The 13,107-nt window shown below is 62.0% G+C and carries 12 protein-coding genes; 1 reads left to right on the forward strand and 11 read right to left on the reverse strand.

Features of this window, described 5'->3' with window-relative positions; genetic code table 11:
• A complete protein-coding gene (locus ACGLWX_RS01990; RefSeq protein WP_396236886.1) occupies positions 1–387 on the reverse strand; it encodes a hypothetical protein in 387 nt (128 codons plus the stop codon).
• A 105-nt stretch (positions 388–492) separates the two neighbouring features.
• On the opposite strand from ACGLWX_RS01990, the gene ACGLWX_RS01995 reads away from it, so the two are divergent.
• A complete protein-coding gene (locus tag ACGLWX_RS01995) occupies positions 493–963 on the forward strand; it encodes a DUF721 domain-containing protein (protein ID WP_396236888.1) in 471 nt (156 codons plus the stop codon).
• 124 nt (positions 964–1,087) lie between these two features.
• Here the strand turns inward: ACGLWX_RS01995 and lpxC are convergent, their stop codons facing one another.
• The 10 genes from lpxC to mraY form a co-directional block, all read right to left on the reverse strand.
• Complete coding sequence (gene lpxC, locus ACGLWX_RS02000; protein WP_396236890.1) at positions 1,088–1,999, reverse strand: UDP-3-O-acyl-N-acetylglucosamine deacetylase; 912 nt, start codon at positions 1,997–1,999, stop codon at positions 1,088–1,090.
• A 180-nt stretch (positions 2,000–2,179) separates the two neighbouring features.
• Positions 2,180–3,355, reverse strand: a complete 1,176-nt coding sequence (gene ftsZ / locus ACGLWX_RS02005; protein ID WP_252107575.1) for a cell division protein FtsZ — start codon at positions 3,353–3,355, stop codon at positions 2,180–2,182.
• 34 nt (positions 3,356–3,389) lie between these two features.
• Complete coding sequence (gene ftsA / locus ACGLWX_RS02010; RefSeq protein WP_252107574.1) at positions 3,390–4,679, reverse strand: cell division protein FtsA; 1,290 nt, start codon at positions 4,677–4,679, stop codon at positions 3,390–3,392.
• A gap of 506 nt (positions 4,680–5,185) precedes the next feature.
• Positions 5,186–5,899, reverse strand: coding sequence for a cell division protein FtsQ/DivIB (locus tag ACGLWX_RS02015; RefSeq protein WP_396236892.1), 714 nt, complete (start codon positions 5,897–5,899; stop codon positions 5,186–5,188).
• 22 nt (positions 5,900–5,921) lie between these two features.
• The gene (locus ACGLWX_RS02020; protein WP_396238162.1) at positions 5,922–6,842 is read right to left on the reverse strand and encodes a D-alanine--D-alanine ligase; all 921 of its coding nucleotides are present in this window, start codon (positions 6,840–6,842) and stop codon (positions 5,922–5,924) included.
• A 5-nt stretch (positions 6,843–6,847) separates the two neighbouring features.
• Complete coding sequence (gene murC / locus ACGLWX_RS02025) at positions 6,848–8,308, reverse strand: UDP-N-acetylmuramate--L-alanine ligase (RefSeq protein ID WP_396238164.1); 1,461 nt, start codon at positions 8,306–8,308, stop codon at positions 6,848–6,850.
• Between the two features lie 5 nt (positions 8,309–8,313).
• Positions 8,314–9,411, reverse strand: a complete 1,098-nt coding sequence (murG, locus tag ACGLWX_RS02030) for an undecaprenyldiphospho-muramoylpentapeptide beta-N-acetylglucosaminyltransferase (RefSeq protein ID WP_396236894.1) — start codon at positions 9,409–9,411, stop codon at positions 8,314–8,316.
• A 14-nt stretch (positions 9,412–9,425) separates the two neighbouring features.
• The gene (gene ftsW / locus ACGLWX_RS02035; RefSeq protein ID WP_396236896.1) at positions 9,426–10,607 is read right to left on the reverse strand and encodes a putative lipid II flippase FtsW; all 1,182 of its coding nucleotides are present in this window, start codon (positions 10,605–10,607) and stop codon (positions 9,426–9,428) included.
• The gene (gene murD / locus ACGLWX_RS02040) at positions 10,604–11,977 is read right to left on the reverse strand and encodes a UDP-N-acetylmuramoyl-L-alanine--D-glutamate ligase (RefSeq protein ID WP_396236898.1); all 1,374 of its coding nucleotides are present in this window, start codon (positions 11,975–11,977) and stop codon (positions 10,604–10,606) included. Before murD ends, ftsW begins: the two co-directional genes overlap by 4 nt.
• Before the next feature lie 34 nt (positions 11,978–12,011).
• A complete protein-coding gene (gene mraY / locus ACGLWX_RS02045) occupies positions 12,012–13,094 on the reverse strand; it encodes a phospho-N-acetylmuramoyl-pentapeptide-transferase (protein WP_252107564.1) in 1,083 nt (360 codons plus the stop codon).
• Between the last annotated feature and the right edge of the window lie 13 nt (positions 13,095–13,107).

The raw sequence follows: 13,107 nt of genomic DNA on the forward strand, positions 1-13,107 counted from the left end.
TCAAGCAAGATGGTAAAAACGAACGTGGGGCTGGACGGCGGGCGGTCCGCGCTGGGTTAGCACGTCGCGGGCGGCGACCCGGGGCAAGGCAAGGCGTGGGGCGATCGAAGGGCGCTTTTTCAGGCACGCGGTGATTTTTTTGACACGACGCAGCAGGGAGCGAACCCGACGCCGACGGGCCAAACGCTGCGACTGAACGCGCAGGATGGCCGGCACCCAAAGACAGATCGTCGCTGCCCGCTCGCTGGCTTTGACGGCGGATAGCGGCGACAGCGACACCGGCAGCAGGCAGCTGACTAAAAGCCCCGCCAGCCACCAGCGCGCAAGCCCGCTGCGGCGAGTGCGCCGCAGGACTATCTGAGGGCTTGGCGCGGACGTGGATGACATGCTGGGTGTCGACTCCCTGGCGTGTTAGGCTCTTCCGATGACGCCCCGGCCGCTCGCAACTGGCGGCCTGAAAGCGCACGAATCCGGTTTTCTGGAATTAAGCGTATGAGTATAAAGGTTAAGCGTTCCCGCGCACAGCCCATCGGCCAGGTGCTTAAAAGCTCTTCCGACATCAGTAACCTGATGCGCCAGTCGCGGCTAATCGATCAGGCCCAGCGCCACCTGCGCGGACACCTGCCCGAAGAGATGCGTGAACACATCTTTGTCGGCGGCTTTAGCAATGCCCGTCTGACCCTGATCAGCGGCCAGGCGAGCTGGCTTTCCTGGCTTAGATTCGAGCAAACGAGGCTATTGCAACTGCTGCACCAGCTTCCCGGATTCGAAGCCGTTACCGGCTTTCATTTCAAGGTGCGCCCAGTTCGCCCGGTCGTCGCACCGCAGCGCAATACCCGAGCGCTTTCACAAAAAGCGAGCGAAACGCTCACTCAGTGCGCAGAGGATACCCAGGACAGCCGCCTTAGAGGGGCGCTCGAGCGCTTGGCCTCTCACGCCGCGAACAAAAACACGTTCTCCTGAACGCATAAAGCACCGCAAGCGGTGCTTTATAAATGGGGGAGCGGGCGGCGTTTTCAACCGTGCTCCCTGCCTTAAAACGCTAGCCCTCCCTTCTGCTTCAGGGCTCAGCGTTTGGCCTGATGAATCAGGCCATGGCCGGGGCGGCGTAAGAAATCGGCGCCACGTCCTTCTCGTCTTCGAACGTTACGACTTCATAGGCTTCGGGGCGGGCGAGCAGCTCGCGACAGAGCTGATTGTTCAGCGCGTGACCGGATTTAATCCCGCGGAACTCGCCGATCAGGCTGAAACCCAGCTGGTAGAGATCGCCGATCGCATCCAGAACCTTGTGCTTGACGAACTCGTCCTCGTAGCGCAAACCGCCCTCGTTCACGATGCGGTAGTCGTCGACGACGATGGCGTTATCGAGGCTTCCGCCGAGTGCGAGGTTATTGGAGCGCAAAAACTCCAGATCGCGCATGAAGCCGAAGGTACGCGCCCGCGACACCTCCTTGACGAAGGAGGTCGTAGAAAAGTCGATCAGCGCGTTCTGGTGCTGCTGCTCGAACACCGGGTGATCGAAATCGATGGAGAACGATACCTTGAAACCCTGATGGGGCAAGAAAACCGCTTCCTTGTCGCCGTCACGAACCGCGATCCGCTCCTTGATGCGGATGAACTTCTTGGCGGCGTCCTGCTCGAGAATGCCCGCGGACTGGATCAAAAATACGAAAGGACTGGCGCTGCCATCCATGATTGGAATTTCGGCGGCGCTCACGTCGATGTAGGCGTTATCGATACCGAGCCCGGCAAACGCCGACATCAAATGCTCGACGGTCGCGACCTTGACGCCGTTTTGCGAAAGCGCAGTGCAAAGGCGTGTGTCTTCGACTAACTCGGCGCGGGCAGGAACGTGTACCACGGGATCCAGATCGGTTCGAACGAATACGATGCCGGTGTTCGCAGGTGCCGGGCGCAGCGCCAAGTGGACTTTTTTACCCGAGTGCAGACCCACTCCGGTAGCGCGAATCACGTTTTGTAATGTACGTTGTCTGATCATGGGCGTGGTAGAACTCTTATAACGGGGCCTTCGGCAAGGAACCGACGCCGACCGTAGAAAAGGGAAGTTATCGAACAGTGTTTACTTTAACAGCAAACGAGCGTTTTAACCAAGTTTTCTCGGTTAAAACGCTCGCCAGCCGTTTAAAGCACTGTCATGTAAAGCCGACTGCCGTTTGAATCAGTCCGCCTGACGGCGCAAAAACGCGGGGATGTCCAGATAGTCGTCGGACTCGGCGGACCGGCGCTTCTCGGCACGCGGTTTAGGCGCAGACTCCTGAGCTTCGGCGCGGGCCGCGGACTGCTGACGCGTGACGGTCGGCTGCTGCATTTTGCGGTAGTCGGCAGGCTCGGAGGCGGCGCGGCGAGCCGGCTCGCGGGCAGCCTGCTTGGGCTTGGTGCCGTCGAGGCCCGCGGCGACTACGGTCACGCGCAGCTCGTCGGACATTTCCATATCAATGGAGGTGCCCACCACGATGGTCGCTTCCTGAGAGGCGAACTCCTGAACCGTTGCGCCGACATCATTGAACTCGCCGATCGACAGATCCGGGCCAGCGGTGATGTTGACCAGAATACCGCGGGCACCGTGCAGGTCGATATCCTCGAGCAGGGGACTGCGAATCGCCTTTTCGGCGGCTTCGCGAGCGCGGTTCTCGCCGGTAGCCCCGCCAGTACCCATCATCGCCATGCCCATCTCGGACATGACCGTGCGCACGTCGGCGAAGTCGACGTTGATGATACCGGGGCTGGTGATCAGCTCGGCAATGCCTTGAACGGCGCCGAGCAACACGTCGTTGGCCGCGCTGAAGGCGGTCAAGAGCGTGGCGTTCTTACCCAACACCGACAGAAGCTTCTCGTTAGGAATGGTGATCAGCGAGTCGACGTGCTCGGAGAGCTCTTTCATGCCCTCTTCAGCAGCGCGCATACGCTTGGGCCCCTCGAAAGGGAACGGACGCGTGACCACCGCCACCGTTAGAATCCCCAACTCCTTGGCGACCTGCGCCACCACCGGCGCGCCGCCGGTACCGGTACCGCCACCCATGCCGGCGGTGATGAACACCATGTCGGCACCGTCGAGAAGCTCGGCGATACGCTCGCGATCTTCCATCGCGGCTTGACGCCCGACTTCCGGGTTCGCCCCGGCCCCAAGGCCCTTGGTGATTTCGCCGCCCAGCTGCAAAACCGTTTTGGCGGAAACGCGCTTGAGCGCCTGGGCATCGGTATTGGCGCAGATGAACTCGACGCCTTCGATGTTGCTTTCCACCATGTGGTTGACGGCGTTACCGCCACCGCCGCCCACACCCACTACTTTGATGACCGCACTGCTCGAGGGTGCGTTATCTACCAATTCGAACATAAGCCCCGTCTCCTGAACCGCGCTTGCGGCCCTATCAGAAATTTCCTTTGAACCAGCCTTTGATTTTCGCTAGCGCCGAATGATCGTCCCTGCTATCACGCTGGACGTGCTCGCCGCGCCCCTTATGGGGTGCGCTTGCCCGTCCATGGCTCTCAAGACCCTGTCCGTGGCGGGACTCCTGCAGTGCATAGTGCAAAAGCCCGACGCCTGTCGCATAGATGGGATTGCGAACCACGTCTGCCAATCCCCGCACGTTCTGCGGGCAGGCGATACGCACCGGCATATGGAAGATCTCCTCCGCCAGCTCGCTCACCCCTTCCATGCGCGATGTGCCCCCGGTCAACACGACCCCGGCGGCCACCATGTCTTCGTAGCCACTACGGCGTAATTCATCGCGTACCAGCGTAAAGAGCTCTTCGTAACGCGGCTCCACCACTTCCGCCAATGCCTGGCGCGAAAGGTCGCGCGACGCTCGATCGCCAACGCTTGGTACCTTGATCATTTCATCGCTTGCGGCCAGCTGGGTCAGCGCGCAAGCGTACTTGACCTTGATCTCCTCGGCGTGCTGCGTCGGCGTTCGAAGCGCCATCGCAATATCGTTGGTGACCTGGTCACCGGCGATGGGAATGACCGCCGTATGGCGAATCGCCCCTTCGCTAAAAATGGCCATATCGGTCGTTCCCCCACCGATATCCACCATGCAAACGCCCAGCTCGCGCTCGTCTTCGGTCAGTACCGCCATGCTGGAGGCCAACTGCTCCAAAATGATGGCGTCGACTTCCAGCCCACAACGGCGCACGCACTTTTCGATATTTTGCACCGCGTTCAAAGCCGCGGTAACCAAGTGCACCTGCGCCTCCAGGCGCACGCCGGACATACCCAGCGGCTCGCGAATACCGCCCTGGGCATCGATTGAGAACTCCTGGGGCAGCACGTGAAGCACCCGCTGCCCTTCGGAAATGGCCCTGGCGCGGGCCGAGTCGATAACACGATCAATGTCAGAAGGGGTGACTTCGCGTTCCTTGATCGCAACGACGCCATCTGAATTCATCGAGCTAATATGACTACCGGCAACGCCGACGTAGACCGAATGAATATCGCAGCCGGCCATGAGCTCGGCTTCTTCGACCGCCCGCTGAATCGATTGAACCGTCGATTCGATATTGATCACGACGCCGCGCTTCATTCCCCTTGATGGGTGAGAACCTATTCCCGCAATTTCGATGCCGCCATCGTCGGTGGGTTGACCGACGATCGCGACGACCTTGGACGTTCCGATGTCCAGCCCGACAACCATATTGGATGCGTTGGGTGAGCCTGCCATGAGTCGGGTTATCTCCTTATAGTAATCTTTTAACCGATAAACGATCGATGGTCGGCAACCGTTTATCTACCAATGAACATCAATATGGATCGGATGAAACGATCAGGGGCGTCTGTCTGACCCGTTAAATCCAAAAAGCGCCTCGTTTATAAACGCCTTGTTAAAAACAAATCATCACCACTATCACGACTTTTCTCTAAAACACACTGTACATCGACGCCAACACATGTTTATTTATACATGCTTTTATAAAAAGCGAGCTTGAACGCATCCCCCGTTAAAGCCGCCCCAACTCGATCATCTTTCATCTTGAACCGCTTGACTGGCCAAAACGCGTTATAAAAGACGGTCGAAGGCCATCATATAGAAACGCCCACCATTATACGACTGGTCCCACCCACGATAATGGGCTTGGCGAAGAATTTAAACCCCAGCGGTGGCTTTTCCTTGTTGGCAAACGCTCACTTTTAAGTAAACGTCGGCAACTTTCAATAATGAAGGCATCGCTACTCTTCGCCGTCGTCGAATTCTGTTTCGCCGTGCCAGGCGACCGCCACGCCATTGGGATAGCGTAAATCGATATAGCGAATCTGGTCGCCCTGACGCGAAAGCTCGCGCTGCCAGGAAGCGGTGAGCCGCGCCAAACGCGTGCCGTGCTCGCGCCGCCCAAGCATCACCCAAGCACCGTTATCGAGCTGCAGCCGCCACGCACCGCGCGGCTCGAGACGCAGCTGAGAAAGCGACAGTGACAATGTCGCGAAGTGGTTTGTCAGGCGCTGGTAGTAGTCGAGCACTTCTTCACTGCTGCCTACAGGGCCCGCCAGGTCGGGGAGGTTCGGCGGCACCTCGAGCGGGGCAAACGCGAAGGGCTCGCCTTCCGGGTTGAGCAGGAAATCGTCGTTCCAGCGCGCGATCGGCTGCTGCTCGACGAGTTCGAACACCAGCGCGTTGGGCCACTCCCGCGAGATACGCACCTCGAAAAGCCAGCCGATGGTGAGTGCGCGCTCACGAAGCTCGCCAAGATCCGCCGATAGCCAAGTGGCGTTTTGTACCAGCGGCGCCAGCTGGGTGCGCAGATAGCCGGCGCTGACGTACTCCCACTCGCCGCGAATCGAGACGCGCTCGATGGGTCGGTCGAGCCAGAGCCACAGCGCCCTGCCCCCGCCGCCGAGCAGCAGCGCGAGCAGTACGATCCCAAGCCAGGCGTTACGCTTTTTCATATGGTTTCTTCACCGGAACGTCTCACCGGGCTGCGGCGGTCTGGAGAATGTCGAGGACCAGCTCGTCGAAGCCGATGCCGGCGTGAGCCGCCGCCTGGGGTACGAGGCTGTGATCGGTCATGCCGGGCACAGTATTGACCTCGATGAGCCAGAACGCGCCGTCCTTGTCGCGCATCACGTCGATACGGCCCCAACCGCGGCCGCCCATGGCGCGAAACGCCTTTAGACACAGCGCCGCCAGCGCCTGCTCGTCGGCATCAGAAAGCCCGCAGGGCAAATGGTAAAGCGTGGTGTTCGAGTGGTACTTGGCTTCGTAGTTATAAAACCCGCCGGGTACCTCCACGCGAATGGCTGGCAGCGTTTGTTCGCCCAGAATCGCGACGGTGTACTCCTCGCCTGCGATGAAGCGCTCGGCCATCACTTGGGCATCAAAACGGGCCGCTTCCGTGTAGGCGGCTTTGAGTTCGGCTTCGCTTTTGACGATACTGATTCCCAGTGTCGAGCCCTCGTGTACCGGCTTGACGATCATCGGAAGGCCCAGCGCGTCGACCACTGCCGACCAGTCGGCGTCGTCACTTAGCGTGATGCTCTCCGGCGTCGGCAGACCCTGGGCGCGCCACACCTGCTTGGTGCGCTCCTTGTCCATACCGAGCGCCGAGGCGAGTACGCCGCTGCCGGTGTAAGGGATATTCAAAAGCTCCAGCGCCCCTTGCAGGGTGCCGTCTTCGCCGCCGCGCCCGTGAAGCGCGATGAACACTTTTGAGGGTGCCAGCGCTTCCAGCCCGGCAAGCCCACCCTCGCGCGGGTCGTACCCCTGGGCGTTGACGCCCTGACGCTTGAGCGCCTCCAGGACCGCCGCGCCGCTTTTGAGCGACACCTCGCGCTCGCCGGACGTGCCGCCCAGCACCACCACCACGTTATCTGTCGCGTTGCCCGCAGCCATCACGCTCATAGCTCAACCTCATCCAACGCAAGCCCGGCCTTCGCCAGCGCCAGCGAAATACCGCCGACGTCCCCGGCGCCCTGGGTAATCAAAATGTCGTCTGGGCGCAGCACCCGTTTCAAAAGCGCCGCCAGTTCCTGCTTGTGCTCGACGAACAGCGGATCGACCTCACCGCGCTGGCGAATGGAGCCGGCAAGCGTTCGCCCTTCCGCGCCTGGAATCACCGCCTCGCCAGCGCTGTAGACGTCCAATAGCACCAGCGTATCGACCTGGGAGAGTACGCGCACGAAGTCCTCGAACAAGTCGCGTGTGCGGCTATAGCGGTGCGGCTGGTACAGCATCACCAGCCGCCGTTTGGGCCAGCCCGCGCGCACTGCCTGAATCACCATGTCGACTTCCCGCGGGTGGTGGCCGTAGTCGTCCACCAGCATGACCTCGCCGCCTTGATTCGGCGCGGGAAAGTGGCCGTGTACCTGAAAGCGGCGCCCCACCCCGGCAAAACTCGCCAGGCCCGCGAGAATCGCCTCGTCGCCGACACCGGCGTCGGTGGCTACCACGATCGCCGCCATGGCGTTCTGCGCGTTGTGGCGCCCAGGCATCGCCAAGCGCACGTCAAGCGGGGCGGCGCCGTCGGGCCGTTGCGCGGTGAAGCTCACCTCGCCTTCGCGCTGGCTGAAATCGGTAATGCGGTAGTCCGCATCCTCGTTAAAGCCGTAGGTCACGAACTGGCGCTTGACCTGCTCACACAGGCCCTGAACGTGCGGGTCGTCAGTGCAGAGTACCGCAAGGCCGTAGAACGGCAGATTGTGCAAAAACTCGATAAAGGTGGTTTTCAGCCGCTCGAAGTCGTTGCCGTAGGTCGCCATGTGATCGGCGTCGATATTGGTGACGATCGAGACCATCGGCTGCAGGTGCAAAAATGATGCGTCAGACTCGTCCGCCTCTGCCACCAGGTAATCACCTTCACCCAGGCGCGCGTTGGCGCCGGCGCTGGTGAGCTTGCCACCGATCACAAAGGTCGGGTCGAGCCCGCCTTCGGCCAAAAGCGTTGCGGTCAGGCTCGTAGTGGTCGTCTTGCCGTGGGTGCCGGCCACCGCGATGCCGTGGCGAAAACGCATCAGCTCGGCGAGCATTTCGGCGCGGCGCACGACCGGCACCCGGTGCTCGTGGGCCCAGCGGATTTCCGGGTTGGTCTCGTCGATGGCACTCGACACCACCACGACGTCGGCGCCTTGAACGTTCTGCTCGGCGTGGCCGATGAAGACCTCGACGCCGCAGCCGCGCAGGCGCTCGATAACGGTCGACACGCGCATGTCGCTACCGCTGACCGCGTAGCCCTGATTGGCGAGCACTTCGGCGATACCGCACATGCCCGCCCCGCCAATGCCCACGAAGTGCAGGCGCTTGATGCGCCGCATGCCGGGGCCGCTGGGGCGTACGCTGTGCGATGGCTTGTCGGTTATCATATCGGTCACGCCGAATCTCCTTGCTTCACTAACGAAAGGCATCCTGCCGTCAAACGCTCCAAAGCGTCCAGGTGCGCCGCTTGGCGCGCGCAAGCGGCCATCTCGACCAGGGTGTCACGGGTCAATAGCTCATCCAAAAGCGCGGTCAGCCGCTCCGGGGTCAGCTCACTTTGCACCACGCAGCGCGCCGCACCGGCCTCGACGAGCACCTCGGCATTGACGCGCTGATGATCGTCCACGGCGAAGGGAAACGGTACCAACAGCGCCGGTTTGGCCGCCGCGGCAAGCTCCGCCACGGTCAGGGCGCCGGCGCGGCAAACGACCAGGTCCGCCCAGTCGTAGGCCGCCGCCATATCATCGATGAATGGCTCGACCCGTGCCTTTACACCAAGCGCTTGATAGCTCTCGAGTGTCGCCGCGTCGCGCTCCCGCCCCGCTTGGTGCCATACCTCGGGGCGATTACCCTCGCCGAGTGCTGCCAGCGCTACCGGCAGGCGCTCATTGAGGGCGACCGCCCCGAGCGAGCCGCCCACCACCAGCATTCTAAGCGGGCGCGTGCTGAACTCCACAGAGGTGCGCGGAGTCTCGCCAAGCGCGGCGATTTCGCCGCGCACGGGGTTGCCGATCACCTCGGCTCGGGGGCCAAAGGCGTTGTCGAAGGCGGCGTAGGTTTTGCTGGCCAGCCGCGACAGCACCCGATTGGTTAGCCCCGCCACGGCGTTTTGCTCGTGGATCACCAGCGGTACGCCGCAGAGTTTGGCCGCAAGCCCGCCGGGGCCACTGGCGAAGCCGCCCAGGCCCACGACAACATCCGGCTTGAAGCGCTTGATGACGCGGCGGGCATCCAGCACGGCGCGGCTCAAGTTGAACGGCGCCTTGAGCCAGCCCGCCGCCCCCTTGCCGCGAAGCCCGCTGATCGCCACGGTATTGAGCGGTATGCCGGCTTCCGGCACCAGACGGTTCTCGATACCGCGGGGACTACCCAGCCACTGTACTTCCACGTTTTGGGCCATGAGCGCTTGGGCGAGTGACAGCGCGGGGATGACGTGGCCGCCAGTCCCGCCGGCCATGATTAACATGCGTCGACGTGCGTTCGTCGTCACAAACGACTCCTTACTCAAGATAAACGCGGCTCGAAGCGTGATTTATAGGGGGTAGAGGCGCGCCGCGGGCGGTGGCGGGTTTCCGCGTCCACGCGCAGCAGCAGGCCTATCATCATGCCGGTGACCAGTAGGCTCGAGCCGCCGTAGCTAATCAAGGGAAGCGTCAGCCCCTTGGTAGGTAAAAGCCCGGAGCTCACCGCCATGTTGATGAAGGCCTGGGCGGCGATGATAAAGCCGATGCCGTAGCTCACATAGGCGCCAAAAAGGTGGCCGGCGAGCTCCGCCTTTCGTCCAATGAGCATCGCGCGGGTAACGAACAGCGTGAACAGCGCCACCACGCAAACCGCGCCGATCATACCCAGCTCCTCGGCGATGACCGCGAAAATGAAGTCGGTGTGCGCCTCGGGCAGGTAGTGAAGTTTTTGTACGCTGTTGCCAAGGCCGGTGCCGGAAATGTGGCCGCGGCCAAAGGCGATCAGCGCCTGAGTCAGCTGATAGCCGGTGGCGAACTGATCCGCCCAAGGGTCGAGAAAGCTCGTCCAGCGCGCCAAGCGGTAGGGTTCCATCACGACCATCATCACCGCGCCGAAGGCGAGCACACCGCCGCTGCCGATCAACAGCACCATCGAGGCGCCGCTCATCATCAGCATGCCGATTACGCAGACGGTATAAACCACCATGCCGCCGAAGTCCGGCGCAAAAAAGAGCAGCCCAGCAGGCACTGCGAGCACCGCGATCGGCCGCCACATGCTGAACGCGCGGGTGCGAAGCTCATAAGTGAAGCGCGACATGAACGCCGCCATGTAGAAAATCAGCCCCACCTTGCCAAGCTCGGAGATCTGCAGGCTCGGCAAGGGGCCGGGCAGCGAAATCCAACGCTTGCTGCCGTTGACCTCCTGGCCTACCAGCAAAACCATGACGAGCATGAAAATACTGGCCACCAGAATTAGCGAGGCATTTTGGCGCCAGGCCTCCAGCGGTACGCAGAGCATGAATAGACACGCCGACCCGGAAACCAGCAAAAACAGGGCGTGCTGGCGTGAGTAGTAGTAGCTGTTCTCCAAAAGCCCGACGGAGGCGGAGCTCACCATCACCCAGCCAAGCCCGGCGAGCGTGACCACGGCCACGATCAGCCATACGTCGCAGGGCAGATTTTTCGTACTTATCGCATTCAAGAAGCGCTGGCGCCGGCTCATGCGTTCACCTCACTGCGTTGTCGTGACACCCACTGGCGAAACGCCTCACCGCGCGCCTCATAGTTGGCAAACTGATCCAGACTCGCGCAGGCAGGCGATAGCAGCACGCAGTCACCAGGCTTTGCCACTTCGAGCGCGGCTTCCAACGCCTGCTCCAGCGTCTCGACCTCACGAACCGCCACCGTCGGCGCCAGGGCGGCCTTGAGACGCTGGGCGTCGGCGCCGAACACCAGCACCTGGCGGGCATAGCTCGCCAGGGGAGCGGCCAGCGGCGTAAAATCCGCCCCCTTACCGACGCCGCCGGCCAGCAGCACCAGCCGGCCTTCGAGCGTAGCGCCTATGCCTTCGATGGCGGCAAGTGTGGCGCCGACGTTGGTACCCTTGGAGTCGTTGACGAAGCGCACCCCGTTCAGGGTGTCGATCACTTCGCTGCGATGGGGTAAGCCCTTGAACGTTTCGAGCACCGCGCACATCGGCGCACGGGAGAACCCAAGCGCCTCGCCTAGCGCCAGCGCCGCCAGGGCGTTCATGTAGTTGTGCCGCCCGGCCATGCCAAGCGCGTCAACGCGCATCACGCGATCGAATCCCTTGGCAAGCCACTGGTGGCCCTCGAAGGTGACTAGCCCCCACTCGCCTTCGCCCGGGGCATCGCCGGTAAAGCGCACGGTTGGCACGGTGTCATCAGCCCAAGTGAGCGGATCGTCGGCATTAACGACGGCAAGCCCTGCATCGATGAAGATACGCGCCTTCGCTTGGCGGTAGCGCTCGAGGGTGGCGTGGCGGTCGAGATGATCTTCGCTCAGGTTCAAAAATGCCGCCGCCGCCGCGCCCAAGCGCGGCGTGGTTTCGAGCTGAAAACTCGAAAGCTCGAGAATGTAAAGCTCAGCGTCGGGATGGGCTTCCAGCAAATCGAGCGCCGCGGTCCCAAGGTTACCACCCACCGCAGCGTTTACGCCTGAGGCCTTGGCCATCTCGCCCAGTAGCGTCGTGACTGTGGATTTGGCGTTGGCCCCGGTGATGGCGGCGATAGGCGCTTTCACCGCTCGCTTGAACAGCGCGATTTCGCCGACAAGCCTGGGCTCGTCGGTCGCCGGGTTGTGCTCGTCCAGAAGCCCTTCCAGGCCCGGTGTGAGCGGATCGACGCCCGGGCTTATTACCACTTCGAAAGCGCGGCTGAAATCGACCGCGTCGAGCGGGCCGCAGTAGGTGGCAACGCCCGGGCACTCGACCTTGAAGGCGTCCAGCCCAAGCGGCGCGGCGCGGGTATCGAGCAGCGCAAAGGGCCGGCCCAGGCGCGTCAGGTGGCGGCAAATCGCCCGCCCCGAAACGCCCAGGCCGATCACGGCGGTCACTCCCTCGGGTATGTGCATGGGTTGGCTCCTTGCGTTACGACCCGCGTGAAGGCTAGCGCACTTTGAGGGTGGCAAGTCCCAGCAGCACCAGCACCACGGTGATGATCCAGAAGCGCACGATCACGCGCGGCTCAGGCCAGCCCTTTAGCTCGTAGTGGTGATGAAGCGGCGCCATGCGAAAAATGCGCCGGCCGGTGAGCTTGAACGAGCCCACCTGCAGGATGACCGAGAGGGTCTCGACCACGAAGATACCGCCCATGATGAACAGCACGATCTCCTGACGCACGATCACCGCGACCACGCCCAGCGCCGCCCCCAGCGCAAGTGCGCCCACGTCGCCCATGAAGACCTGAGCGGGATAGGTGTTGAACCACAAAAAGCCCAGACCCGCGCCGGCGATGGTCGCACAGAACACCGCGATTTCGCCGGTGCCGAGAATGAAGGGAATATGCAGATAGTTGGCGAACACCGCATTGCCGCTGGCGTAGGCAAACACCGCCAGGCCCATGGCGACGAGCACCGTCGGCATGATCGCCAAACCATCCAGACCGTCGGTCAGGTTGACCGCATTGGAGCTGCCGACGATGACGAAATAGGTCAGCACGATATAGAAAAGACCCAGCGGCAGCGCGAAATCCTTGACCAGCGGCAGCAGCAGACTGGTCTCGGCGGCGCTGGTGGCATTGAGATAGAGAATCAGGGCAGCGCCCAGCCCCACCACCGACTGCCAGAAATATTTCCAGCGCGCGGGCAAGCCCCGGGGATTTTTCTCGACCACCTTGCGATAGTCATCGACCCAGCCGATCGCGCCGAAGCCCAGCGTCACCGCCAGTACCACCCAGACGTAGTAGTTGGCCAGATCGCCCCACACCAGCGTGCTGATCGCGATCGACATCAAAATCATGACCCCGCCCATGGTGGGCGTACCGGCCTTGGAGAGGTGCGACTGCGGGCCATCGTCGCGCACCGATTGGCCGATCTGACCCTCGACGAGCCGGCGAATGACCCAAGGGCCGAGCCACAGGCAGATCATCAGCGCGGTGATGGCGGCAAGAATGATGCGAAGCGTGAGGTAATTAAAAACCTGAAAGGCGCTTTGATATTGAGCTAGAAAGTTCGCCAGGTGAAGTAACATGAACGGCGTTTAC

It is taken from the genome of Halomonas sp. HMF6819 (assembly GCF_044335525.1).
Lineage (GTDB): Bacteria > Pseudomonadota > Gammaproteobacteria > Pseudomonadales > Halomonadaceae > Vreelandella.

Coding starts and splice junctions, on each gene's coding strand:
- mraY (WP_252107564.1), bottom strand. CDS start 13,094: ATGTTACTTCACCTGGCGAACTTTCTAGCTCAATATCAAAGCGCCTTT.
- ACGLWX_RS01995 (WP_396236888.1), top strand. CDS start 493: ATGAGTATAAAGGTTAAGCGTTCCCGCGCACAGCCCATCGGCCAGGTG.
- ftsA (WP_252107574.1), bottom strand. CDS start 4,679: ATGGCAGGCTCACCCAACGCATCCAATATGGTTGTCGGGCTGGACATC.
- ftsZ (WP_252107575.1), bottom strand. CDS start 3,355: ATGTTCGAATTGGTAGATAACGCACCCTCGAGCAGTGCGGTCATCAAA.
- murC (WP_396238164.1), bottom strand. CDS start 8,308: ATGATAACCGACAAGCCATCGCACAGCGTACGCCCCAGCGGCCCCGGC.
- ftsW (WP_396236896.1), bottom strand. CDS start 10,607: ATGAGCCGGCGCCAGCGCTTCTTGAATGCGATAAGTACGAAAAATCTG.
- murD (WP_396236898.1), bottom strand. CDS start 11,977: ATGCACATACCCGAGGGAGTGACCGCCGTGATCGGCCTGGGCGTTTCG.
- ACGLWX_RS02015 (WP_396236892.1), bottom strand. CDS start 5,899: ATGAAAAAGCGTAACGCCTGGCTTGGGATCGTACTGCTCGCGCTGCTG.
- ACGLWX_RS02020 (WP_396238162.1), bottom strand. CDS start 6,842: ATGGCTGCGGGCAACGCGACAGATAACGTGGTGGTGGTGCTGGGCGGC.
- lpxC (WP_396236890.1), bottom strand. CDS start 1,999: ATGATCAGACAACGTACATTACAAAACGTGATTCGCGCTACCGGAGTG.
- ACGLWX_RS01990 (WP_396236886.1), bottom strand. CDS start 387: ATGTCATCCACGTCCGCGCCAAGCCCTCAGATAGTCCTGCGGCGCACT.